At 60.6% G+C, this 22084-nt stretch carries 22 protein-coding genes and 1 pseudogene; 15 read left to right on the top strand and 8 right to left on the bottom strand.

The genetic code is table 11. The features are described from left to right. Positions 1-35: 35 nt before the first annotated feature. Together AC3WOG_RS26335 and AC3WOG_RS26330 are read left to right on the top strand one after the other, a co-directional pair. Entirely contained in the window at positions 36-1046 is a 1011-nt protein-coding gene (locus AC3WOG_RS26335) for a sodium:calcium antiporter (RefSeq protein ID WP_492580804.1), read from the top strand. Between the two features lie 100 nt (positions 1047-1146). Beyond that, a pseudogene (locus AC3WOG_RS26330) lies at positions 1147-1596 on the top strand (chromate transporter); the annotation flags it as partial. A gap of 122 nt (positions 1597-1718) precedes the next feature. Here the strand turns inward: AC3WOG_RS26330 and AC3WOG_RS26325 are convergent. Further along, positions 1719-2519, bottom strand: a complete 801-nt coding sequence (locus AC3WOG_RS26325) for a cysteine hydrolase family protein (protein WP_492580803.1) — start codon at positions 2517-2519, stop codon at positions 1719-1721. Positions 2520-2693: 174 nt separating this feature from the next. Between AC3WOG_RS26325 and AC3WOG_RS26320 the strand changes: the two genes are divergently transcribed. Next, positions 2694-2849 (top strand): hypothetical protein, encoded by a 156-nt coding sequence (locus AC3WOG_RS26320; protein ID WP_492580802.1) that lies wholly within the window; start codon positions 2694-2696, stop codon positions 2847-2849. Between the two features lie 43 nt (positions 2850-2892). Here AC3WOG_RS26320 and AC3WOG_RS26315 read toward each other — a convergent pair whose 3' ends face one another. Beyond that, positions 2893-4158 (bottom strand): MFS transporter, encoded by a 1266-nt coding sequence (locus AC3WOG_RS26315; RefSeq protein ID WP_492580801.1) that lies wholly within the window; start codon positions 4156-4158, stop codon positions 2893-2895. Between the two features lie 97 nt (positions 4159-4255). Between AC3WOG_RS26315 and AC3WOG_RS26310 the strand changes: the two genes are divergently transcribed. Both AC3WOG_RS26310 and AC3WOG_RS26305 read left to right on the top strand, forming a co-directional pair. Further along, the gene (locus tag AC3WOG_RS26310) at positions 4256-5206 is read left to right on the top strand and encodes a LysR family transcriptional regulator (protein WP_492580800.1); all 951 of its coding nucleotides are present in this window, start codon (positions 4256-4258) and stop codon (positions 5204-5206) included. Between the two features lie 168 nt (positions 5207-5374). Continuing rightward, positions 5375-6139, top strand: coding sequence for a hypothetical protein (locus AC3WOG_RS26305; RefSeq protein WP_492580799.1), 765 nt, complete (start codon positions 5375-5377; stop codon positions 6137-6139). A 178-nt stretch (positions 6140-6317) separates the two neighbouring features. Here AC3WOG_RS26305 and AC3WOG_RS26300 read toward each other — a convergent pair whose 3' ends face one another. Then, positions 6318-6590, bottom strand: a complete 273-nt coding sequence (locus AC3WOG_RS26300) for a hypothetical protein (protein ID WP_492580798.1) — start codon at positions 6588-6590, stop codon at positions 6318-6320. A gap of 93 nt (positions 6591-6683) precedes the next feature. Further along, complete coding sequence (locus AC3WOG_RS26295) at positions 6684-7139, bottom strand: Ohr family peroxiredoxin (RefSeq protein ID WP_492582455.1); 456 nt, start codon at positions 7137-7139, stop codon at positions 6684-6686. 285 nt (positions 7140-7424) lie between these two features. Here AC3WOG_RS26295 and AC3WOG_RS26290 point away from each other — a divergent pair, with 285 nt between their 5' ends. Genes AC3WOG_RS26290 through AC3WOG_RS26280 form a run of 3 tightly spaced genes read left to right on the top strand, consistent with a single transcriptional unit; the run spans position 7425 to position 8626 of the window. Then, on the top strand, positions 7425-8000 hold the full coding sequence (locus AC3WOG_RS26290) for an RNA polymerase sigma factor (RefSeq protein ID WP_492580797.1): 576 nt from the start codon (positions 7425-7427) through the stop codon (positions 7998-8000). Between the two features lie 12 nt (positions 8001-8012). Continuing rightward, on the top strand, positions 8013-8327 hold the full coding sequence (locus AC3WOG_RS26285; RefSeq protein ID WP_492580796.1) for a hypothetical protein: 315 nt from the start codon (positions 8013-8015) through the stop codon (positions 8325-8327). Continuing rightward, positions 8324-8626 carry a 4Fe-4S binding protein gene (locus AC3WOG_RS26280; protein WP_492580795.1) on the top strand — a complete coding sequence of 101 codons (303 nt, stop codon included), beginning with the start codon at positions 8324-8326 and terminating at the stop codon, positions 8624-8626. The genes AC3WOG_RS26285 and AC3WOG_RS26280 overlap by 4 nt, the downstream gene beginning before the upstream one ends. A 164-nt stretch (positions 8627-8790) precedes the next feature. Here AC3WOG_RS26280 and AC3WOG_RS26275 read toward each other — a convergent pair whose 3' ends face one another. The 3 genes from AC3WOG_RS26275 to AC3WOG_RS26265 all read right to left on the bottom strand — a co-directional run bounded on the left by AC3WOG_RS26275 (position 8791) and on the right by AC3WOG_RS26265 (position 12755). Further along, a complete protein-coding gene (locus tag AC3WOG_RS26275; RefSeq protein WP_492580794.1) occupies positions 8791-9636 on the bottom strand; it encodes a helix-turn-helix domain-containing protein in 846 nt (281 codons plus the stop codon). 37 nt (positions 9637-9673) lie between these two features. Beyond that, positions 9674-10231, bottom strand: a complete 558-nt coding sequence (locus AC3WOG_RS26270) for a carboxymuconolactone decarboxylase family protein (RefSeq protein WP_492580793.1) — start codon at positions 10229-10231, stop codon at positions 9674-9676. A 589-nt stretch (positions 10232-10820) separates the two neighbouring features. Continuing rightward, complete coding sequence (locus AC3WOG_RS26265) at positions 10821-12755, bottom strand: SMP-30/gluconolactonase/LRE family protein (RefSeq protein ID WP_492580792.1); 1935 nt, start codon at positions 12753-12755, stop codon at positions 10821-10823. 518 nt (positions 12756-13273) lie between these two features. Between AC3WOG_RS26265 and AC3WOG_RS26260 the strand changes: the two genes are divergently transcribed. From AC3WOG_RS26260 to AC3WOG_RS26245, 4 genes are all read left to right on the top strand, one after another. After that, positions 13274-13573 carry a hypothetical protein gene (locus AC3WOG_RS26260; protein ID WP_492580791.1) on the top strand — a complete coding sequence of 100 codons (300 nt, stop codon included), beginning with the start codon at positions 13274-13276 and terminating at the stop codon, positions 13571-13573. A gap of 311 nt (positions 13574-13884) precedes the next feature. Beyond that, on the top strand, positions 13885-15855 hold the full coding sequence (locus AC3WOG_RS26255; protein ID WP_492580790.1) for an alkaline phosphatase family protein: 1971 nt from the start codon (positions 13885-13887) through the stop codon (positions 15853-15855). A gap of 726 nt (positions 15856-16581) precedes the next feature. Further along, positions 16582-16953: a YciI family protein gene (locus tag AC3WOG_RS26250; protein WP_171929655.1), complete on the top strand. Its 372-nt coding sequence runs from the start codon at positions 16582-16584 to the stop codon at positions 16951-16953. Positions 16954-18073: 1120 nt separating this feature from the next. Then, positions 18074-19114 (top strand): DUF3466 family protein, encoded by a 1041-nt coding sequence (locus AC3WOG_RS26245; protein ID WP_492580789.1) that lies wholly within the window; start codon positions 18074-18076, stop codon positions 19112-19114. A gap of 297 nt (positions 19115-19411) precedes the next feature. Here AC3WOG_RS26245 and AC3WOG_RS26240 read toward each other — a convergent pair whose 3' ends face one another. After that, complete coding sequence (locus tag AC3WOG_RS26240) at positions 19412-19840, bottom strand: ACT domain-containing protein (protein WP_492580788.1); 429 nt, start codon at positions 19838-19840, stop codon at positions 19412-19414. 301 nt (positions 19841-20141) lie between these two features. On the opposite strand from AC3WOG_RS26240, the gene AC3WOG_RS26235 reads away from it, so the two are divergent. The 3 genes from AC3WOG_RS26235 (at position 20142) to AC3WOG_RS26225 (ending at position 22081) form a co-directional block, all read left to right on the top strand. Next, positions 20142-21011 (top strand): SHOCT domain-containing protein, encoded by an 870-nt coding sequence (locus tag AC3WOG_RS26235; RefSeq protein ID WP_492580787.1) that lies wholly within the window; start codon positions 20142-20144, stop codon positions 21009-21011. A 300-nt stretch (positions 21012-21311) separates the two neighbouring features. Further along, a complete protein-coding gene (locus tag AC3WOG_RS26230; protein WP_492580786.1) occupies positions 21312-21644 on the top strand; it encodes an ArsR/SmtB family transcription factor in 333 nt (110 codons plus the stop codon). Then, positions 21641-22081, top strand: coding sequence for an ArsI/CadI family heavy metal resistance metalloenzyme (locus AC3WOG_RS26225; RefSeq protein WP_492580785.1), 441 nt, complete (start codon positions 21641-21643; stop codon positions 22079-22081). The genes AC3WOG_RS26230 and AC3WOG_RS26225 overlap by 4 nt, the downstream gene beginning before the upstream one ends. Positions 22082-22084 lie beyond the last annotated feature (3 nt).

Raw genomic sequence — 22084 nt, 5'->3', positions numbered from 1 at the left:
GCGCTCGCGCCTACTCGCTCAGGCGGAGGTGCCGCATGACGCAGCTGTTCTTTGAACTGGTTCTCATGCTGGCCGTCATCCTGGTCGCAGCCGAGGTATTCACGAACGCGCTGGAACATCTGGGCGAACGCCTCAAAATTTCCGAAGGCGTGACCGGTTCGCTCTTTGCCGCCGTGGGGACCGCACTACCTGAGACGATGGTGCCGTTGCTGGCGCTGGCTGGTGGCACGTCGAGCAGAAGCGTTAACGAAGAAATCGGCGTCGGCGCCATCCTCGGCGCACCGCTGATGCTGGCCACACTGACGACGTTCCTGATGACGCTCGCCATCGTTCGTACACGCGGTTTGCAAGGGACCGTTGCGCCGGAGCGAACCGGGTTCGTCCGCGACATGAACTATTTTCTTGCCGCGTTCGGGCTCGCCGCTGTGGCGATGTTTGTGCCGCACGACGAGTGGTACGTGCGCGCGCTATTTAGCATTGGACTGGTCGGTATCTACGTGCTGTACGTTGTGGTGACGTTCCGTGCGTCGGAGAAGCTCGTCGAAAGCGGACATGGCACGGAAGCCCCGGGCACCATGTTTCTGGCGCGACTTGGGGTTCCGGTCAACCTCCTGACCATCATCGTGCAACTGGCGGTCGGCGTGGCGCTGCTCGTGGGTGGCGCAAAAGGCTTCATTCACGGCGTGGAAGGCGTGTCGCATGCGCTTGGCATCTCGGCACTGCTGCTGTCGCTCATCATCATTCCGATTGCGACGGAACTGCCCGAGAAGGTGAACAGCATCCTGTGGATTCGGCGCAAGAAGGACACACTGGCCTTTGGCAACATCACCGGAGCCATGGTGTTTCAGGGCACGCTGTTACCCGCCATCGGCATCATGCTCACGCCTTGGGAGCCACGGGTGGAAGTGCTGACGGGCGTCATCATCACACTCATTGCTGCGGCCTGGCTGCGTTTGAACGCAAAAGCGGGCGGCCTGGCAGTCCGGGCATTGCTGCTCAACGGACTGCTTTATGCGGGCTATCTGTTCATCACGTTGACGCGATAGCGGGAGCTCCGCATCGCCAGATACGCTGGCGCGGGAAGCGGTTCCTCATCTGCGTAAGCATGATGGCCGGCGCTGAAAAGGCCGGCCCTGAAAAACGCCCATGAGCACCGTCATGCACACCGCGCCAACCTATACGCCAGGTCAACTGCTCCGCTACATGTTGCGCCTCGGCACCGTCGGCTTCGGCGGCCCTGTTGCGTTGGCCGGCTACATGCGCCGGGACCTGGTCGAGCGATGGGGCTGGATTAGCGAAGCGGACTACAAGGAGGGCCTGACGCTGGCGCGGCTGGCACCCGGCCCGATGGCCGCGCAGCTCGCCATCTATCTCGGATACGTGCACTTCCGGTTGCTGGGCGCCACCCTCGTCGGAATTGCGTTCGTCATCCCTTCGTTTCTGATGGTGGTGGCGCCTGGCTGGGCGTATGCGCACTTCGGCGGCCTGTCGTGGATGCAGGCAGTCTTCCACGGCGTGGGCGCGGCGGTCGTCGGCATCATCGCAATGAGCGCCTACAAGCTGACGACAAAGACTGTCGGCTCGGACAAACTACTGGCTCAAGATTGGCTATGACCTCACACTATTGGGGGCATTCCGACGGGTGAAACTCAATGATTAGACCTCGTAGCGTGAATGCACGTCACGAGTGGGCAGCTAGCGGGCGCGAGGGCAGACTTTCACGCTTCCACCCGGGAGACCGCAGCCGGTTTGTTCGCCGTTGGCGACACGTCTGCGGACACGGCGATCAACTCAATGCGTCCCTTCCCGGTCAAGGTCCTGACGAGGTCATCCGCAGTGGGCACAATCTTGCCGAAGTAAAGCCCGAAGTTCGACAACGCAGCGTCATGCATGACCGGATCGCAGTCGGCACATGCGTCCGAAACCAGCACGCAGCCGAATCCCCGGTCGGCAGCATCCCGTGCTGTCGTCTCGACGCAGCAACTCGTCACCACCCCGGTGAATACCAGGTTTTTGATCCCCATACGATCCAGCACGTTCTGAATCTCGCTACCGTTAAACGCGCCTTGCGTTGTCTTGCGAATCACAGTTTCTCCATCCAGAGGGGCGACCTCCTCACGGAACGCGTAATCCGGATTTCCCGTCCACCATAAGTCCTCGATGCCGCAGGACCTTTCCAGCATACGCGACCACTCGCGAAACCTGACTGGGCAATCGCGCATATCCCGGTACGCTGAACCAATTGCAAGGTGAATGACCGGTCTTCCTGTACAACGGAACACATCGAGCAATGTGCGAATGGCGGGGATGGTCGTGCACTCGAGCCTGTCGAGGTAGTAACGCATCGAGCCGGGCTCGATCGTTTCGCAAGCCTTGACCCAGCCACGATCGGGCGCAGCGTCGCTGTACTGAACGTCGACCACGACTAGCGCCGTGGCCGTGCGGTCCGTGAAGTCGATAGCCGGAATCGTCAATGACAGGCTTTCAAACGCGGCCTGCGCGGGTGCTTGCTCGTGCATGTTGGAGTCCTCGATTCAGGTTGAACGTACCGCCATCCGACGAGGCAGTACGCGTTTGGCCGTCCATGCGGGACACGTGGCCATAGCGGCCATTGTGGATATGCCAGTTGACGCAGGCATGCGTGAAAGCGACAGCCAATTACGTTGCAGCGACGCCCGCATTGGCCGGTTTTGATGATCGACTACATCATCCCCACGTTGCGCAACGAGCGCCACGCAAAGCCTTCCGCCGAAAACCGCGCCGCCGTGCGGCACGAACCGGACGTGAGCCGACAAAGCCAGGGAGTGCCCGGCACCAGTGCGGACCCGACCGACGCGCCGCGTCTTTGAACGAAGACTGGCGGACGTTTCGCGACACATCGGGATTTGCAGGTCAGACGTCGGGACCGTCAGCCAGCTTCATCAGCCTGAGAACAACAGCGAGGCCGGTGAATACGAATCCCACTGCACAGACACCGCTCCAGCCTGCCAACGCCCACGCGGCGCCCGAAAGCACCGCACCCAACGCGCCGCCGACGAAAAACACCCCAACGAACAGGCCGTTCAGCCTTCCGCGCGCGGCAGGATTCATCAGGTTGATCGCACGCCGGCCGAGTGTCTGGTCGGTGACGACGCCGGCGTCGAGTGCGGCCGCGCCCGCGACGAGCATCGCAACCGCAAGTACCGGATGGGCGCTCGCCGAAAAGCCTCCCCAGCCAGCACCCGCCACGCCGATTGCCACAAGCGCGACAAGCATCGTCAGGTGGCCGGCGAACAACGCCGTGCGACCTGACCCACGATCGCCCGCGCGACCGGCGAGCGGCGTCACGATCGCACCCGCCGCGCCGGCAAACGCGAACAGCGCGATGCCATTCATACCGAAGCTGAACGGGGTCTGCACGAGCCGCAGGCCGATCGCGGTCCAGAACGCGCTGAACGCACCCATCACCAACGCAGCCGATGCGGCGTTCCGTTGCAACACGGGCTCGGTGCGCAGCAGGGACCACAGCGAGCCCAGCAGCGCCGGGTAGCGCGTCGTGACGGACGGCTGACGCGCGGGCAGTTTCATGTAGAGGACGACGGCGAGTAGCGCGTCTATCAGCGCCGCAACGCCGTAAAAAGCACGCCAGCCGACCGACCCGGCAATCACGCTCGCGGCCGGACGCGACAACAGGATGCCGAGCATCAGACCGCTCATCACGTTGCCGACTGCACGTCCGCGGTGACTTTCCGGTGCCATCGAAGCCGCCATCGGCACCAGCATCTGGATCACGCTGGATGCCGCACCGGCCAGAAACACAGCGACCAGAAACACTTCCCGTGAATCGGTGAGCATCGCGATCGCGAGAAAACCAGCGCAGTACGCCAGTGTGCGCACGATCAACCGGCGGTTCTCCAGCAGATCGCACAGCGGCACAAGCAGCACCAGGCCAGCCGCGTAGCCGAGTTGCGGAAACATGGCTACGAGGCCGGCGAACTCAGGGGCGAGATGCAGACTGCCGCTGATCGCCCCGGTCAGCGGTTGCGCGGCAAACAGATTCATCACCATCACGCCGACGGCCGTCGCAAAGAAGACCGTCATCAGCGTGGTGAGTCTGTGCGGGGTCTCGGCCTCGCGCGCCGCGATGGCGCTGGCGGGGCCTTCGGCGGACGGATTCATCGAACGAGTTCTCAAAAGGGTATCTGAGAAGCCATCTTAATGACGCGCCTAATATGCGACAATTGAAATATCTTGATAATGATTATGCGAGATAAATTTGAATACGCGTGATCTACAGGCGTTCGTCGCGGTCGTCGAAAGCGGCTCGATGGTGCGTGCCGCAGAACGACTCCACCTCACGCAGCCTGGCCTGACCCGGCGCGTGCAAAACCTTGAAACCACGCTGGGTGTTGGCTTGCTCGATCGCGAGAGCAAGCCGCTCAAGCCGACCGCCGCGGGCAATGAGGTCTACGCGCTCGCGCGCACTGTGTTGCGTGCGGTTGACGATCTATTGTCGGTGGCATCCCCCGACAGCGAGCCGGCCGGCGAGCTGAGAATCGGCATGCCGCCTTTTCTGGCCGACGTGGCGCTGGAAAAGCCAGTCGACCTCCTGCGCAGTGTCTTTCCGCGCCTTACGCTGCGTGTCACGGCGGGTTGGTCGCCAGGTCTCCTGCAAAGCGTCGAGCGGGCGGCGCTCGACGCGTCGATCGTGCTGATGCCGTCCGGCTTCGCACCACCCGAGACGTTGCACGCTACACCGCTCGCGTTCCTGCCGACCGTGATCGTCGCGGCGCGCTCCCTCGGTCTGCCTGATGCGCCTTTGACGCTGGCGGATCTGGCGCGTTACGAATGGGTACTCAATCAGGACGGCTGCGGGATGCGCTCAGCGTTGAGACGTGCGCTGGAGGCGGCGGGACTACCGTTCAATGTCGCCGTCGAAGCGTTCGGCGCCGAGCTGCAATTGTCGCTTGTCGCGCGTGGCCTCGGTATCGGGCTCGTCACGGCGGACATACTGGAACGTACTGCGCATCGCGCGGCGCTCAGGATCGTCGAAGCCACTGACTTCCGCACGGGAGTCGACGTATGGTTCGTTCATGGTTCCCTCCCCGGCCGGCTTATGCGGCCTGTCGATCTGTTGCGCTCATCGCTCACCGACGCGATGGCCGAAGGCGGGATGGCGGTGTATAGGGAAGACGCAGGGCGCGCGCCGATAAGGCGCCAGACCTAGGTTCGCGAACACAATCACGGCCTCATTCGACTTTCTGACGCGGAAGGCCTGCTTGCCCCGCGTGAGGGCCGCTCGTGCTGGATCGGGCCGCAACGGCCGCTCGATAAATGGAATATTCCTCTGCAGCTGGCCGTTTACACGTCGTATCGGAATCAGGGGCACATTTCCATGAACACTCGGCCGAAGTACGTCATTCGATCCAGTGGCGGCGTGCTGCTGGCGACCTTGTTTGCGTTGCTCGCTGCCTGTGGCGGAGGTGGCGGCGGTAGCAGCGCGAGCAACATGTCCACTACGATCGCGTTTGCCGGTACGACGGCAACCGGCAAGGCGCTCGCGAACGCGACGATCAGGATCGATTGCGTGCAAGGCTCAATGTCGGTGGCTGCCGATTCGAACGGGAACTACCACGCGACGCTTGGCGCGGTGACGCCTTGCCTGATCACCTCGACCTCAGGTGCAACCGTGCTGCTTTCGACTGCATTCGCCGGCGGCACATACAACGTCACGCCAGAAACGGATCTTTTGCTGTCGTATCTGGCCGCCCAGTTGGGCACGACCGAAAGCGGACTCGTCACTGGCTTCGCAACCAGCACGCGATTTCAGCAAGCGTTGGCGAATCAGACCGACGTGCTGACTGCACAGGGTGCTGTTGTACAAAATCTTCAGCAAAAATATGGATTGACGCTGACCACGCCCAATTTTTTGACCGCTTCATTCGCAGTCGGTCAGCCAGGCGTGGACAGCGACCTCGAAGCACTCCGCGCCAGCGGCGCAATCGATGCTAACGGCGAGCCGGACCCTGCCGCCGTCACGCTCATGACGACGGCGGGAGCCGCGCATCCGATCGCAACATCGCCAGCCTCCGGCACGGGCGGAAGTGGCGCAACTGGAGGAATCGGGGCGGGTACCGGAAGCATGGGCGGCATGATGTGACGCGATGGGACACCACGGAACGGTGTCGCCACGTGGTGCGTCACGTAACCGCCTCATGCCGGCCCTTCTCTCCCGTTCGCACATTTCTTTGGGCAACGACGGCTTCAGGAATCTGCGCATCCATCGAGTGGCGGCGCGAGATCCATTCCGCGCGCCTTTCCCCTCGCGGCCATCCAATCTAGCGATGTGCGTAGAGCATGTCGCTCGGCGTCACGGCGGCATGGCTCGCCGATTGGGACTGGCCGGAGACTATACCGCCATACGCCTCTTGCGAGCCGGTAGCGTCGTCGTGGTCAGCAGCGAGGGTCTGCCCGCTTTGACCGCGCTGCGACGCCGGTGCGCCAACCGAAGGCTTGTAGAAAGGGGCCGGACCGTAGCCGCTAGCAAACGCGGGAGCGGCGGCGGAGGCCGAAAGTGCGACGAGCAGTGCAACGATAAATTTTGTCTTCATGATGGAATCTCGCTAATAGATTGTTCAGTGGCACAGGAGGCGCGTGCCTTGCCGGATCGCGCCCCCGCATGCCAGCTCAGTTGCCGTTCCGGGTTAAACCAGCTTGATGACGACGTCGATGTTGCCTCGCGTGGCTTTTGAGTACGGGCACATTTCGTCCGCGGCATGCACGATCGCCTCGGCGACTTCGCGCGCCACGCCCGGCACGCTGACGTTGAGCCGGGCCTGGAGGAAGTAGGCGCCACCGGTCATGCCCAGATCGACCTCGACATCGAGGGCCAGATCGGGCGGAAGCGCCACCCTTCTCTCCTTGGCCGCGAGGCCGATCGCGGCGATGAAACAGGCCGACCATGCGCCCGCGAACAGTTGCTCCGCGGTCGGATGCGGCTGAACAGCCGCGAACAGGTGCGCCGCAGCCGCGCCGTTGCTGGCGATGCCGGGCGAGAGCTTGATGTCGAGGCGGCCGTCATGGCTGCGCGAAGCGCTGTCATCGCTGCTTGCCGTCGTGTGTGTCTTGCCTGTGAACAGGACAGTTTCGATCTTGGTCATCATGAACTCCTTGTTGAATATGGGGCGCCAGGTTTTAATCGCATGCGATTTATTCGCATGCGTCGCATATTGATGGAGGCGCCCCACCATGTCAAGCGCAAACGATTTAATCGCATGCGACTTTTAATAGTGAGAAACGAAGACTCGGCGATGACCGTCATGTCGTCGATGTCAATCCGGTCCCCGTCGTTCAACGTCACATACACTGGACGCCCGCCGCCGGGCAGTAACGCCGCTTTTTTCCGTCGCCGACAATATTTCTGATCGTGAATCGTCTACAGACGTATGGAACCGCCGCGCACCCCGGACCCGATGATCGAACGAGATAGCGACATCACTGCAACTGTTTTGCGTGAGCGTACGAAGCTCGGCAATTTCATCCGGCGTCGCGTGCACGATCCGAGTGAAGCCGAAGACATCTTGCAGGATGTATTTCACGAGTTCGTGCAAGCCTACCGGCTCCCTGCGCCGATTGAACAAGTTAGCGCGTGGCTGTTTCGCGTGGCGCGAAACCGCATCGTCGACCGCTTTCGCAAGCGGAGAGAGCAACCGCTGAGCGAAATGGTCGACGACCCCGACGAGGCCGAGTACCGACTGGATCTCGCGCTGCCGGCAACCGACGCCGGCCCGGAGGCCGTCTATACAAGGTCCGTGCTGCTGGAAGCCCTGCAAGACGCGCTCAACGAATTGCCAATGAATCAGCGCGACGTCTTCGTCGCTCACGAACTCGAAGGGCGCAGCTTCAAGGAGCTGGCGTCCGAGAGCGGTGTCGGCGTGAACACGCTGTTGGCACGCAAGCGTTACGCGGTACTGCATCTGCGCGTTCGCTTGCAAGCCGTGTATGACGAACTGGATATCTAAAGGAGCAGGTAGATGAGTTTCAGACTGAGATGCTTCGGCAAAGCACTGTTGGTTCTGGTGGGCATTGCCGTGCTGGGATGGATGGTGATGGCGCTATGGAATTGGGTTATCCCGGCGCTATTCATCGGCGGCCGTTCGATCGACTATCCGCACGCGATGGGCCTGTTGATCCTGAGCCGAATTCTGTTTGGCGGATTTCGAGGTCATGGCGGTTGGCACGGCCGCCGGCATTGGCGTCGGTGGGAACGGATGACGCCGGAGGAGCGCGAAAATTTTCAGAAGAGCATATCGCCCGCTAGCGGCAAGCCCCAAGAGGATCGGGCATGAGCAACGCCTCGACATCCGCTTGCAAGCAAACCGTAGGCGTGATTGCTCCTGTGGTCAATTTGAAGCGGTGTGAAGGCAAAGGCGATTGCGCGGTAGTCTGCCCCGAGCACGTTTTCGAAATCCGCTGCATCGACACGGCTGACTATCAGCAGTTGGGAGCGCTGCAGAAATTCAAGCTGCGCGTACACGGCATGAAGGTCGCGTACACGCCAAACGCCGATGCGTGTCGGGCTTGCGGCTTGTGCGTGACAGCATGCCCCGAGCGTGCCATTACGTTAGCCAGGATCGGGATGCCATAAAGCAGAAAGCCCTCACCAGGAGGGCTTTCATGTGTGCTCCAGTCACATCGGCCGCGAATCCTGCGAGTTGTGGCGGCGCCCCCAGGCTTATTCCCTCCTTAGATGCCGGCATGACTGACGGCCGCCGCCCGACAGCAGAACACGACTGGATATCCACAAGCCGCTCAGCGTTCCTTTGAATGCGTTGCAAGCAGTTGCTGGTGGCGTGCTTCGGTTGCATCATCGGCGGGGAACATACATTCCAGACGCAGTTCCTGCGCGGCAACGGTTTGCGGTGTTCCGACGCTCGTCACCATCGAAAAATAACGAAGAACCACGCCCTCGCTGACGAAGCCGAGCGGAATAACCGGCATCGTGGGCATGGCGCTCGGCGCATGATGCGCCTTCCAGTCGCGCGGCACATCGGGATACGCAAGCAGTTCGTCGAGCAGACGCGTTGTGCCGTCGTCGATGACGTGACCGACCGATTCGCGATATACCCGTTGGAGCAAGCTTCGCGAGACGTTGTCCCAGTCGGCCACGAACGGACGCATACCCTGCGGATCGAAGATCAGATGCAGCATGTTGCGCGGTCCTTCGCGCGAAGCCATGTCGATGAAGTGGTTGAAAAAGCGAGGCGCTGCGTCGTTGGTCATCAGGACGTTCCAGTGACGGTCCATCACGATCGCCGGAAACGGTTCGTGCTGGCGAACGACCCGCTCAAGCGCGCGGATGACACTGTGCATCTCCTGTGCGTCCCAAGGTGCCTCCGAATACACGGGCGCGTAGCCAGCGGCGAGCAGCAGTGCATTGCGCTCGCGCAGCGGCACGTCGAGCGTCTGCGCGAGGGTCAGGATCGTCTGTCGGCCCGGCACGCTGCGTCCGCTCTCAATGAAGCTGATCTGGCGCTGCGAGACACCGGCCTCGAGCGACAGATCGAGCTGACTCACGCCACGCACGTCGCGCCAATAGCGTAACAAATCCCCAAGTTCGCTCCGCGGCACTTTCGGATCGGGACGAGTGACGTTCATCGGATTTCCCTAATCAAGGCGGACGAATATAACGGGCTCAGGTTGCGGGCGCATGCCAGACGAATTCCTCAAACGGCGCTTCGAGCGCCGGCTGGGTAACGCTTCCGGTGTAGTTCGTGATAGTAGATGCTGCAACCACCGCAATGACCTCGAGTATCTGCTCGGAATTGAACCCTGCTTCGAGGAAGCGTCTCTGATCCGAAACCGCCAGGCGGCCGCGCTTTTCGATCAGCGTACGCGCCAGCATTGATAGCGCGGCCAGTCTGGTGTCACCAGGCAGGCCGCCGTGCCGGATTGCGTCTACATCCGCGGGAGGTACGCCCTCCTTCAACGCGAGCGCGGTGTGAAACGCGACCGGCCACTCACTGGCGTTCGCGACCGCGTTGGTCAGCAGCAACGTCTGGATCTGCGACTCCGCCAGACTGCTCGCATGCACGCGCTCGAACAGGCCAATGAATCCATTGATCAGCACCGGTGAAGCGGCCATCTTGGCCGCGATGTTCGGGATCAGGCCGAACGCCTGTTGCAGTTGCTGGAGCACGGGCTTCGATTGCTCGGGAGCGGATTCGATCGTGTGAACAGGATAGCTGGACATGGTATCTCCTTGGAGGTGAGCGCCACCGGATTGGTGGCGCGACAGCCAAAGAGTAGAAGCGGCTGCGCGGTGCGCCAATTACATCGAATGTAATCGCCGTGCAGCGCGAGGCCCAGTTGGAAAAGTATGGATTCGATCTGTACGCGCCTCGTGGACGCGGACCCGGCATCCGGCGGTGCTTCGCCCGTCTCTATCGTGAGTTTGTGGACCAATCGGATGATACGTGTCGGACGTACAGCGGACGTAAATATGAACGTGGGAGGAACCGCATCAGCGGCCGGCGTCCACCAAAGCATGCGTTTTGAGCGAAGTGACAAATTTATTGCGCGGCCGGCAATTCATTGCTCCGCAAGCATCTTGCGCGATTCACATGCTGCGGAGCGCCGAATTGACAACTTTATGGTCGTGGAGTTGACATCTTTAATGCGTTCTACTGCGCTCGGCCGCCTACGCGCTCCGGCGCTCGGCGCCCGCTTTCGGTGGCTGATCGAGCAGCGCCACGTGGAGGGGCGACCGGGATTCGTGAATGTGCTCTGTGGAGCATGATTGCCAATCCCGGCCAAGCCTCTCTCATGGACGAAACGCACGATCAGGGCGTCCAGCGATAAACGGTGATGCTGGAGCCCTTGACGTTGTTCTTCGTGACCACGTACTCGCCCGTCGATCGAAGGTATGCCCTGATGCCGTACATCGAATCGATGGCGCTGCTGGCGTCCACGGTACCGTTGCTGGTGTTGACCAGCGTGGCGTCGAGGTTGCCTGTAGCGAGATTGAAGGCGTCGATGTTCGGCAAAGCTTGCCCGCTGCTGCTGAACCAGTAGCCGACGAAGAGATAGCTGCCGGCCGCGTCAATCGACTTGGCGCCGGCGTGGGTGAGGTTGATCACCGGATCAGGTGCCGTGGTGTTGCCCGCGCTCCAGCCGTGATACACCTCGATCCGCGTGCCTATCGCCGTCCAGTCCGTACTCCCGACGATGCCCTGTCCGAGAATCATGGTGTCGCTGTCCGCGAGGTAGACGATGCGCGTCAGCGGCTGGACGCTCTGGGGAATGCGGATGGGGATACCGGATCCCCATGTTGGCTTGCCGCTGGCGTCGAAGCCGGTCAGCGGGTAGTGGTAGATGTAACCGGTCTTGTCCAGGCCGGCCCACACGCCCCCCTTGCTGTCGATGCAGAATCCGTCCCTGACCGATGCGGTCGTACGGAACGCCGTACCGGGAAGCGTGGCGTCCGGTATGGCGATGTAGCCATTCGCAGCATTGAAGTGGAAGAAGTAGAAGGTATCGGGATTCTGGCCCGACGCCACGAGGATGCGGTTGGCGCCGACGGTGGCAAGTTGACCGAAGTGTTCATCCCGTGAGCGATCGTTGATGTTGATGCGTGGATCGGATGGATAGTCGATCGGATCGACAGTGTTCGCGACGAAGGTTCCCCCAGCGGGGCCGGTGTAGATGTTGGTGCCTCCATAGAAGTAGGCGCCGTCGGTACCCGGGTCCGGAGCGGCGATCCCCTCGAAGTTGAGAGACTGAAGCTTCCATTGCAGATGACCAGAACTGTCGTAGGCGTGAATGTCGGTGCCGCCGTTGCGGGCGAGGTCCCAGCCGCCGCCCCACGGGTTGTTGAGCACATAGAGGTTGCCGGCGGTGTCCTTGCCGACGCCGGTGACGCGGGTGAAGCGCTTCGCGCCGACCTGGCCTTTGATTCCCGTCGTGGTGTCGAGATAACCGCCCTGAATGCCGAATGTACCGGCCAGCGTCGGCGTGCCCGAGAGCTTGTAGCGCTTGATGTTCATGTCAGGCCCCTCGTCCCCGACCATGAGCTGCCCCGACGACGCATCGAAATAGAGCGCCGACGGCAGCGACCCGCTGGGCATCCGGATGGTGTTCAGCAGGGCGCCGGTTGGACTGAACGCGACGATCGAACCCTCACTCTTCTGTGCGACCCAGACGTTGCCTGCGCCATCCAGGGCGAGCGCGCCCGGACCCGAGACGTTGATGTCCCGCTGCCAGACACCGTCGATGGTGTAGATCCGGACGCGATTGCCATAGAAGTCGCTCGCATAGAGGAGCGAGCCCGCCGTGGCGAGTCCGGTGATGACGTCGACCCGAGGCTGGTTGTTCAACGCGCTGACCTGAATGAAAAGATCGCGAGTCCCGGTGGTGCGGTTGTATCGTCCCACCGCGCCGCTTCCATACGACCGGCTGTATTGCAGCGCCGCGAAAATCGACTTGGCATTACCTGTAATGGCGCTGCCCTGAAACTCGCCGTGAATGCCGATGGAGCCGGCACTGCGGCCGTTCTGGTAGATTGCGACGCCGCCCTCGTACTCGTCCCACATGGAGGCCGTATAGATGACGCCTTCGGGCGCGACCCACATGGAACGCGCGGCGTTACCCACGTGGGTGGCGAGGGTGCCATAGGTGTTCGCCAGCCAGTCGGTGGTGTTTTGCGCCTGACAGGCCGGCGCGATCGTGGCGATCGCTGCGGCGAGGAGCGCAGCATGAATTCGTTTTTTTTCGACCATGACTGATGCTCTCCTGAATGTAGCGATCATTCACATGAATAGTCGGCCAGCCAGATTTCCTGAAATCCGTGATCGGTGGAATCTTCCTCGATACCATCCAGCGCAGTCTGTATTACGTCCAGCGTACCGTCGACAAGTTGCAGGACGAGAATGACTTCTTTAACTCGAGACGAATAGCGGGCAACTCGCGCCTCCTCATTTTTAGATCAAATTGCGGATGTACTCCAGAGCTTCGTACGGTTCAATGTGTTCCTTACGGTCAAGTTCCTTTTTCCAGAATACATCGCTTCGGTCGCGAGTAATTTTTGTCAGTTCGACACCAACCTCATTGCTAGTGAGACGCTCGCAAATGAAATCAGGGTTCTCGCAAGATGACACGACCGTAAGCGGCTCGCTCGTTACAAATTGATAAGCTTCCCAGAAATGGATCAAGTTCAATTCGTTCAACTCCATTCTTGCCGATGTCTTTGACTGACATAGCACACCTCGTGTAGTGACTGCCCGCCGGGACTCCGAGGATGGACGAGACCCTGCAGGCGCGGCTTGCACGGGCGCATGGACAGGGTGGCCCACATATGAACATAGGCAGTTCATTGCGCCTTTACAAGCCCATCGCGACTTTGCATGCGGACGTGAATTGCGGAGCGAAGCTCGACCGACTCCTGTTGGCCAGTCCCTGCCTCATGCGACTGGCATATCTCGACCCGAAGCGCCCCTTCAGATTTCTCGAAAGCGGTCATTTAGCATTTGACGGGAAGGTTTCGCATACCCAGCACGCCGGCGCGGCGTTTTTGCGCAGCCGGGCTAAAGACATGTGAAAACATGGTGCCGGTTCATGTTGAAGTGACGAGATAACGGCAATGGACAATGATGCGCTCGCGGCCTTTGCCGCGAACGCATCATTGTCGTCCAGTCCAGTGCCGCGGGCGAATTATGCAATGTGAATCGCAGTGAAAGTAATTCGTTAGAAAATTCACACGCCATCGACTTTTTTTTGTCCCTGAATTGTCATTGCCTCCCTATAATTTCTCCTCGTCGTAACGCTTTGTAAGAGAGGCAGCGTCTCCACGCATGGAGCTGCCCGTCGCTTCCACACGCCACATTACCGCTTGCTCGTCCGAGTAACGTCATGGAGGCGTTCGTGAAGAAAATTGTCAATGTAATTAGTACACCAACATTCAGAGGCGGCTTGCTTTGCGGCGCCGTTTCCGTCGCGCTTGCCGCGGCTATCTTCCCGGCTGTCGCGCAAAGCCAGCAGCAGGCTACGGTAGCGGCTGCGGCAGTGAACACCGCGTCGCCGATCAAGCATGTCATCGTGGTGGTCGGCGAGAACCGCACGTTCGATCACGTATTCGGCGCTTACACGCCACGCCGGGGGCAGACGGTGGCGAACCTGCTGTCGAAGGGCATCATCACGGCCGACGGCAACCCTGGCCCGAACTTCGCGCTGGCCGCGCAATACACGGCCAGTGCGACCGACCCGAAGCGCTTCGAGATGGCGCCTGGCGGCAAGCAGCCATATACGGTGCTGCCGGCACCCAATACCGGTAATACGACAAGCGCGCCGAGCGATACCAATCCGCCGCCGTTCGCCACGCTCGCCGCGGCGCAGGCCGCCGAGGGCGCAATGATGGAGCCTTGGGACCTCGTGCACCTGACCACCGGTGCGAGCGGTTTGCCGACGCATAGCGTCGATACGCGCTTCGGCTCGAACACGTATAACCTGCCGAACGGACCGTATCAGATCTCGCGCGTCGGTCCCGATTATGACCAGTACATCAACAGCCCGGTGCACCGCTTCTACCAGAACTGGCAACAGGCCGATTGCAGCCTCGATCACGCCACGCTCGATAATCCGAGCGGTTGTCAGATGGATCTGTTCGCGTGGGTTGAGACGTCGGTGGGCGCCGGTTCGAACGGCAAGCCGCGGCCCGCGAACTTCAACGACGAGACGACCGGCGAGGGAGCGACCGCGCTCGGCTATTACAACGTGAATACCGGCGACATGCCGTACTTCACGCATCTCGCGCGCGAATTCACGATCAGCGACAACTATCACCAGCCGGTGATGGGCGGCACGGGCGCGAACAGCATCATGATCGGCACCGCCGATGCGCTCTACTACACGGACGGCAACGGCAATGCCGCGAAGCCGCCGGCCGATCAGATCGAGAATCCGCTGCCGCAGGCAAACACCAACAACTATTACACGCAGGACGGCTATTCGGGCGGCACGTACAGCAACTGCTCGGACAGTCATCAGCCCGGCGCCGGCACGCTGCGCCATTACCTGGACCGCCTGCCGTACAAGCCGGACGCGAAGTGCGCGCCGAACACGTATTACCTGCTGAACAACTACAATCCCGGCTACAACGGGGACGGCACGGTTAATACAAGTACGTTCACGATCCCGCCGTCGCCGGTGCGGACGATCGCCGATACGCTGATCGAGAAGAACATCTCGTGGAAGTACTACGGCGAAGGCTGGAATACATTTGTGACGACGCCGGCCACGAGTGTCTACTGCAATATCTGCAACCCGTTCCTGTATGAAACCGCGATCATGACGAACCCCGCGCTCGTCAAGGCGCACCTGCAGGACACGACCGATCTGTACGCGGACATTGCGAATGGCACGCTGCCGGCGGTTTCGTTCGTGAAGCCGGGCGGTCTGCTTGACGGGCACCCGGAGTCATCGAAGTTCGGACTCTTTGAATCGTTCGTGCACAAGCTGGTCGACAAGGTGCAGCGCGACCCGAGCCTGTGGGCTTCGACGGCGATCCTGGTCACGACCGACGAAGGCGGCGGCTACTACGACTCAGGCTACATCCAGCCGCTCGATTTCTTCGGCGACGGCCCGCGTATTCCGATGATCGTCGTGTCGCCATACTCGCGCGGTGGCCGTGTCGCGCACCAGTACGGGGACCACGCGTCGATCGTGAAGTTCATCGAACGCAACTGGCATCTGAAGCCGATCACGGACAGAAGCCGCGACAATCTGCCGAACCCGATCCAGTTGCAGACGCATCCGTATGTGCCGGTCAATGCGCCCGCAATCAGCGATCTGTTCGACGCGTTCGAGTTTCCGCGTACGCCGTAACGGTGTGGCGTGGAGGGCACGGCAGGGCAGGACCCGCTCTGCCGATCGGGAGGATTGCACCGCGCGGCCGGCCTGGCGCGCGGTTTTTCACTTCTGACGTTTGTGTTTGCGCCTGCGTGTCGCCTCGAGCGCGAGGAACGCCGCCACTTTCGCCATCGGGCCGCATGCGCGGCCGCCCGGACCGCCGTTCCTCATGCCGCACCAACGCTTGCTGGCATGGCGGGTGTGATCGTAGAACGCCTATTGGCCGTCGGGGCAGGTCTTCAATTGCAACCATTTGTCGGACGCGATTGCTTGCGCCACAGATAGGCAGCTTGCGAAAGACAGTCCTGAATTCAACCCGCCGCGCATCGCAAAGCAAAAGACGCCCACTTGTTACAGTCAAGCCTAACGCATAGCTCGGCCGGCGAATGTGGGCGTCGACGATTATCGGGCTAGTACGAATGATTTGCGTGAACGATGATCGGCCAGAAACCGCACCCAATGCGGTGACCGTTGTATCCAGCAAGCCGCCGTTCGAATGTCCTTGCCATAGCGCGAGCCAACGGCTGGAGTTGGCCGACCTCTGCCTCACGCGATCCGCATGTGCAGCACGAGCCCGGCGGTCGGCACCGCGCGACCCCAAAAGCGGACAGTCTGGCGAGACCCGCTACAAACTTTTCAGAAGATTGTCGATTTTCGATCATCAGCTTCGTCGTCAGGTTATTCACACCCAAAGGATCTCCCATGAAATACCTCGGCTTGGCCTACTTCACCCCCGATAAATTCGCCGCGATGGCGCCAGACGACGTCAAGAAATTGGTGAGCCAATGCCCCGCATTGGACGACAAGATGCGGGCTACCGACAAGGTACTGATTTCCGCATCGCTTGGCGATCTGGACAACTGGAGGACGCTCCGCCCGCGCAGTGGCAAGACGCACGTCACCGATGGGCCCTATACCGAGTCGAAGGAAGTCGTGGGCGGCCTGTTCATCATCGAGGCGGATACCCATGACGAGGCGTTGCGCATCGCCTCCATGCACCCGGCGGCCACGCTGGGCGAAGAAGGTGGATGGGTCGTCGAGCTTATCCCCGTGGATTTCTACTGGTCCCGATGAGGGCTTGGACGCGTGTCTCAAATATGCGTTGGGGCTCTGTTCTCCTCAAACACCTTCACGGCTTCGTGAGTCATCGCGACAATGCTACTTCTGGGCCGAGCGGCGACGCCTGTGATCGACCCATTTCTGCCGTTGACCAATGCCCCGCACAAACGGCCGCAAACTGGTGCAAATCGGGCATTGGGAGACGTCTCGCTCGACGCTTCTACTCCTTCTGCTGCCTGCCGAAGCTGTTGGTGACTCACGTGCCACATTGGCCTGTCGCGGGGGCCGCAGATGCCGGAACCTGATCAGGTGTTTTTGTCTCCGTCGGTGCCGTGCCGGATTCGCAACATGGCGCGCCTTGCTGCTGACTTTCGCGCATTCAGCGTAAGAGGTCCAGCGGGTCGAGCGCTCACACCCGAGCGATCGTTTAATCCGCTATCGAGCAAAGGCAAGTCATCGCAATTTTGCATTGTCATTAATTTGCCTCGCTATTTAACAAGTTGAAAAAAGCACTCTATAGACTAGACTGCTCAATAACTTCTATCTGTACACATTTTCTAATTTTCAACACGGGAAGCGGATAATGGGCGATCTCGTCATTGACCACGATGATCCATGGTGGATCAGCTCTAATGTCCGGGTTGTGCCGGCCAGCAATCCGAACTGGCCATGTCCGCTTTCTGATGCAAGCCAGCGCAATTTGTCCTGATGCAGATGCGCGAACGGCATTTATAGCGGATTTTTTATCTACAAAAAACTCGACTTTCTCTCGATCTGCGCCTACATCGAGACGCAAGGATGTTGGTGCATATGCCCCTGGCTGTCCCGTAGTGAGTCATTCAAAGTTCAGCCGGCTTTCGCAGGCGTCTGACGCCTGCCTGCCCTTGGTCTCTCTTTGCTTGTGAGAGCCCGCTTTGGTTGAGACGGCAATGGGCCATGCTCCTGGATGGTTAAGATCGCTTTGCGTGGTCGCCCGGCAGTGCATGCCGCAACGCCCCCTGTCCACGATTCTCATGGATTCCGAAATAGCACTGCATCCCTCTTATTGGCTGCTTTTTTGTCAAAATACATTCGGCGCGCTTACGGCCAGGCGGCCGATCGCGATCCAGGTTACGGCCCAGGAAAGGGGTTTACTATGCAATCCGCATTCAAGGTAGTTAGCAGTGTGAACTATGTTCGCCGCGTCCTGATTGTTTTCACCCTGCTCGCGGTCGCCGCATCCCAGCCTGCCGCAGGCCAAAGTTTCATCATCAGGGATCTCGGCGCGCTCCCCGGTGGCTTTAACTACAGCAACGCTCTCGGGATCAACGAGCGCGCCCAGGTGGTCGGCTTCTCGATCACCGCGAGCGGGAACACGCACGCTTGTCTGTTTGAAAAAGGGGTGGTGACAGACCTGGGCACGTTCCCCGGTGGCAGCGATAGCACAGCTACCGCGGTCAACAATCGCGGCCAGGTGGTCGGTGGCTCGAGCACCGCACGCGGGAACTCACACGCCTTTCTGTTCGAACACGGGGTGATGACCGACCTGGGTACGCTTCCCGGTGGTGGCGACTTCAGCACAGCTGCCGGGATCAACGAGCGTGGCCAGGTGGTTGGTTTAGCGGCCAACCTACGCGGGTACCTTCACGCTGCTCTGTTTGAAAACGGGGTGGTGACAGACCTGGGCACGTTCCCCGGTGGCAGCGATAGCGGAGCTTTGGGGATCAACAATCGCGGCCAGGTGGTCGGCTATTCGTCCACCGCAAGCGGGTACGCGCACGCCTTTCTGTATGAACACGGGGTGATGACCGACCTGGGCACGCTCCAGGGTAGTAACGGCAACAGCCATGCTCAGGGGATCAACAATCGCGGCCAGGTGGTCGGCATATCGTCTACCGCAAGCGGGGACGTGCACGGCTTTCTGTTTGAAAACGGGGTGATGACTGACCTGGGCACGCTCCCCGGTCGCAACAACAGTAACGCTTTTGGGATCAACAATCGCGGCCAGGTGGTCGGCGAGTCGGATACCGGAACCAGCCCGTACTTGCCGCACGCCTTTCTGTTTGAAAACGGGGTGATGACCGATCTGGGCACGCTCCCCGGGGACAACTTCAGCGAAGCTGTCGGAATCACCGAGCGCGGCCAGGTCGCGGGTAACTCCACGTCGCACGCTATCCTTTGGACACGAGAAAAATGATTGCCGATCTCTAGCGGTTTACAAAAATTGTTGAAACTGCCGGACCAGCATAGCGCGTGGTCCCGCAGCGATTTTCGCCCTGACGTGCCGTGTACGGAGCGGTCACTGGCCGCCACTTACTTTCTGCGCCCAGGCGGCTTGCTTTGGCCGACGACGCGGCAGCTGCCGTGGAAGTGCAACGGTCCATTTTCCGGGCGAAGCCACCGTTCGCATGTCCGCGCGGAAGTTGGTGCCAGCGACCGTAGTTGGCCGGTTTGCGTCTGACGTGGGCCCTCTTAACGTTAGATCCGAAAAAAACTAAACAATATTCGCCGGTGGTTGCCCGGTGACTCCATCCGTCTGCAACAGATGAAGTACATGCATCGCCGCGTCTGCTAATTCCAGGGGGACAAAAATATGATCGTGGTAGGCGCCCGCCACCACGTTGCAGCTGATGCCGGAATTACCCAATGCAGTAGCGAATGCTGCGGTCAAGCCCACTGCCTCCAATGCTGAATTCACGGTCAAGGTAATCCACGCGCACTTGAACAAGGTATTCAAACCGCTGATCCGCGCATCCGCCTCACTCGTAACCACAGACAAGCCCTCGGGCTCGCGGATTGACGCAACGATGACGGCCGGGTCAATGGCGTTTCCGTCCTCGACCGAGGCAAACACAAACACGCCCGGGTTAAGCACTGGCTCCAACGTTTTTAACAAGACGGAGAGATCCGAGACTGGGCTCATGTTACCTCCTGTGCAGCGTACGTTCCACGTCATTTAAAGCGCCCCCGGTTCGTGGGCCATCAGCGGATTGTCGACCAATTTGAGCGTAGCGTCGAACGACGGAAATTGGCGACCGGCTGCGGGAGCTTGACGTGAAACCGCGCAACCTGTCCCCCCGATCGTCTCGCGCTGGTGCACTGAACTGTTCCCCAGCCACGTTGCCTAATTTTCGCGATCCTCGCTGATTTGCCCCGTCCGGCACGAGCAGGCAGCGCTGCGGTTTATATAACCCGGTGTCGGAAGAAACCATGAGTGGATCACCATGCGAAAACTCACCCCCGCCGGCCAGCAATTGATCGAAGAAGTAGCCCAGCGACATGGGTTCAGCACGGATGCCGTGATGAGCATGCTGGAGTCCGTGATTCGCGGTAACGGCAGCATGGCCCAGTTCAATCACCCCGAATTTGGTGGCTCCGGCCAGTGGATGCAGGGGGGAATGACCATGGTCTCCGATATGTTCAACAACTACCTGAAAGGCCGGGTCGATGGGCTCTGTTCCGAGCTTTCCCGCCTGATGGCAAACCAGCCCGACCTTATTCGCAGCGGCAGCTTCCAGTCGCAGAGCCAGGGTACTCAGCAGCAGGGCAACAACGGCGGCGGCCAGCAACAACAGCAGAGCGCTGGTTACGGTGGCAGCAACCAGCAGCAGACTGCAGCCGGACCGGTCGGACCGGTGAGTCTGTTCGTTCCGCCCGCCCCCGCCACCTCTGGCGCCTGGTGGCCCGCTGATCTGGGGCGGCCCAACAGCACCGGCGCGCAGAACGACGTCCGCTATGCCTACTTCGCACAGCCCCGGCGCCTGGCGATCGAAGTGAACGGCAAGGTGACGATTTACGATACGCTCGATCACCAGATCAGCGGCTTCTCACAGCAGCAGTCCCGCGGCGCGTCCCTCACATTCGCGAGCCAGCACGGCTTGGTTGCTGTCGCCAGCCTGGCGGTTGTCTCGGTCGGTGGGGTTCCGCAGCCGGCGTCGTCGCCGGTGCAGGAGGAGCCCGTCAGCACTCAGTCGGTCGCCCGCGAGGCAGACGTGTTCGCCACCATAGAGAAGCTCGCCCAACTGCACGCGAAGGGGATTCTCAGCGATGAGGAGTTTGCCGCCAAGAAGGCGGAGTTGCTGAGCCGTTTGTGAGGGTCCGGTCATCGCGCAGCGCAACCGGGGCACGATTTCTACGTGGCTGAAACGCCCACACAGGGACGGGCGCATCGCCCGGTTGATTGCTCAGTAAGAAGCGACTCGACCTGTTCCTGTGGGTCCGGAATCGACCCCTAAGCGACCTACGCTCCGGCAGGCTGAGTGGCCGCTTTTGCACGTGACTTCAGTCGCTCAACCCTTCCCATTGTCCCGTTGCATCGAGTGACCACAGCGCGACCAAAAGCATTATTTCAATAATACTTGAAATATTGAAACGAATGCTCTATTGTTCCGGGCATGGACTCAAATCTCGTTGTGCGCGCCCTGAGCGCGCTCGCCCATGAATCGCGCCTCGCGATCTTCCGCGCCCTGGTCGTGGCCGGCCCGAACGGTATGGCTGCCGGTGAAATCGCGCAACAGTTGGGGCTATCCCCTTCAAGCCTGTCTTTTCACCTCAAGGATCTGTCACATGCTGAGCTGGTGAAGCCGCGACAGGAGGGGCGTTTCATCATCTACACGGCGAACTTCGACGCCATGACCGGCCTAATCGGTTTCCTGACGGAGAACTGCTGCGCCGGCGCAACCTGTGCCGCGAGCGATCTCCCCAACTGCTGCGGAGACACACCATGAAGCGCATGCATATCCATGTCGCGGTTGAAAACCTGAGCGACAGTATCCGGTTCTACAGCGCCATGTTCGGCAACGCCGAACCCACCGTTCTTAAGAGTGACTACTGCAAATGGGAACTCTCGGATCCTGCTGTGAATTTCGCGATTTCGCAGCGCGGCGCAACGCCAGGTGTCGATCACATCGGCATTCAGGTCGAAACCGACGCGGAACTGGCTGAGATGAATGCGCGATTCACGGCGGCGCAACTGCCAGTAGAGGCGCAGATCGGCACGACCTGTTGCTATGCCAGGTCGGACAAGGCGTGGACGATTGATCCGCAGGGCGTCGCCTGGGAAACGTTTCGAACGCTCGAAACCGCGCCGGTCTACGGCCACTCGCGCGAGCAATCGCAAACACACCTGCAATCGTCGGCCGCATGCTGCACGCCGGCTGGCTGAACC

The sequence above is a fragment of the Paraburkholderia sp. FW306-02-B genome (genome assembly GCF_058782725.1).
This window is presented reverse-complemented; position numbering and strand designations above follow the sequence as displayed.

Bases quoted from the DNA above. Each gene is read 5' to 3' on its own strand.
- AC3WOG_RS26335 (WP_492580804.1), top strand. From the start codon at position 36: ATGACGCAGCTGTTCTTTGAACTGGTTCTCATGCTGGCCGTCATCCTG.
- AC3WOG_RS26325 (WP_492580803.1), bottom strand. From the start codon at position 2,519: ATGCACGAGCAAGCACCCGCGCAGGCCGCGTTTGAAAGCCTGTCATTG.
- AC3WOG_RS26320 (WP_492580802.1), top strand. From the start codon at position 2,694: ATGATCGACTACATCATCCCCACGTTGCGCAACGAGCGCCACGCAAAG.
- AC3WOG_RS26315 (WP_492580801.1), bottom strand. From the start codon at position 4,158: ATGAATCCGTCCGCCGAAGGCCCCGCCAGCGCCATCGCGGCGCGCGAG.
- AC3WOG_RS26305 (WP_492580799.1), top strand. From the start codon at position 5,375: ATGAACACTCGGCCGAAGTACGTCATTCGATCCAGTGGCGGCGTGCTG.
- AC3WOG_RS26300 (WP_492580798.1), bottom strand. From the start codon at position 6,590: ATGAAGACAAAATTTATCGTTGCACTGCTCGTCGCACTTTCGGCCTCC.
- AC3WOG_RS26295 (WP_492582455.1), bottom strand. From the start codon at position 7,139: ATGACCAAGATCGAAACTGTCCTGTTCACAGGCAAGACACACACGACG.
- AC3WOG_RS26290 (WP_492580797.1), top strand. From the start codon at position 7,425: ATGGAACCGCCGCGCACCCCGGACCCGATGATCGAACGAGATAGCGAC.
- AC3WOG_RS26285 (WP_492580796.1), top strand. From the start codon at position 8,013: ATGAGTTTCAGACTGAGATGCTTCGGCAAAGCACTGTTGGTTCTGGTG.
- AC3WOG_RS26280 (WP_492580795.1), top strand. From the start codon at position 8,324: ATGAGCAACGCCTCGACATCCGCTTGCAAGCAAACCGTAGGCGTGATT.
- AC3WOG_RS26275 (WP_492580794.1), bottom strand. From the start codon at position 9,636: ATGAACGTCACTCGTCCCGATCCGAAAGTGCCGCGGAGCGAACTTGGG.
- AC3WOG_RS26270 (WP_492580793.1), bottom strand. From the start codon at position 10,231: ATGTCCAGCTATCCTGTTCACACGATCGAATCCGCTCCCGAGCAATCG.
- AC3WOG_RS26265 (WP_492580792.1), bottom strand. From the start codon at position 12,755: ATGGTCGAAAAAAAACGAATTCATGCTGCGCTCCTCGCCGCAGCGATC.
- AC3WOG_RS26260 (WP_492580791.1), top strand. From the start codon at position 13,274: ATGGACGAGACCCTGCAGGCGCGGCTTGCACGGGCGCATGGACAGGGT.
- AC3WOG_RS26255 (WP_492580790.1), top strand. From the start codon at position 13,885: ATGGAGGCGTTCGTGAAGAAAATTGTCAATGTAATTAGTACACCAACA.
- AC3WOG_RS26250 (WP_171929655.1), top strand. From the start codon at position 16,582: ATGAAATACCTCGGCTTGGCCTACTTCACCCCCGATAAATTCGCCGCG.
- AC3WOG_RS26245 (WP_492580789.1), top strand. From the start codon at position 18,074: ATGCAATCCGCATTCAAGGTAGTTAGCAGTGTGAACTATGTTCGCCGC.
- AC3WOG_RS26240 (WP_492580788.1), bottom strand. From the start codon at position 19,840: ATGAGCCCAGTCTCGGATCTCTCCGTCTTGTTAAAAACGTTGGAGCCA.
- AC3WOG_RS26235 (WP_492580787.1), top strand. From the start codon at position 20,142: ATGCGAAAACTCACCCCCGCCGGCCAGCAATTGATCGAAGAAGTAGCC.
- AC3WOG_RS26230 (WP_492580786.1), top strand. From the start codon at position 21,312: ATGGACTCAAATCTCGTTGTGCGCGCCCTGAGCGCGCTCGCCCATGAA.
- AC3WOG_RS26225 (WP_492580785.1), top strand. From the start codon at position 21,641: ATGAAGCGCATGCATATCCATGTCGCGGTTGAAAACCTGAGCGACAGT.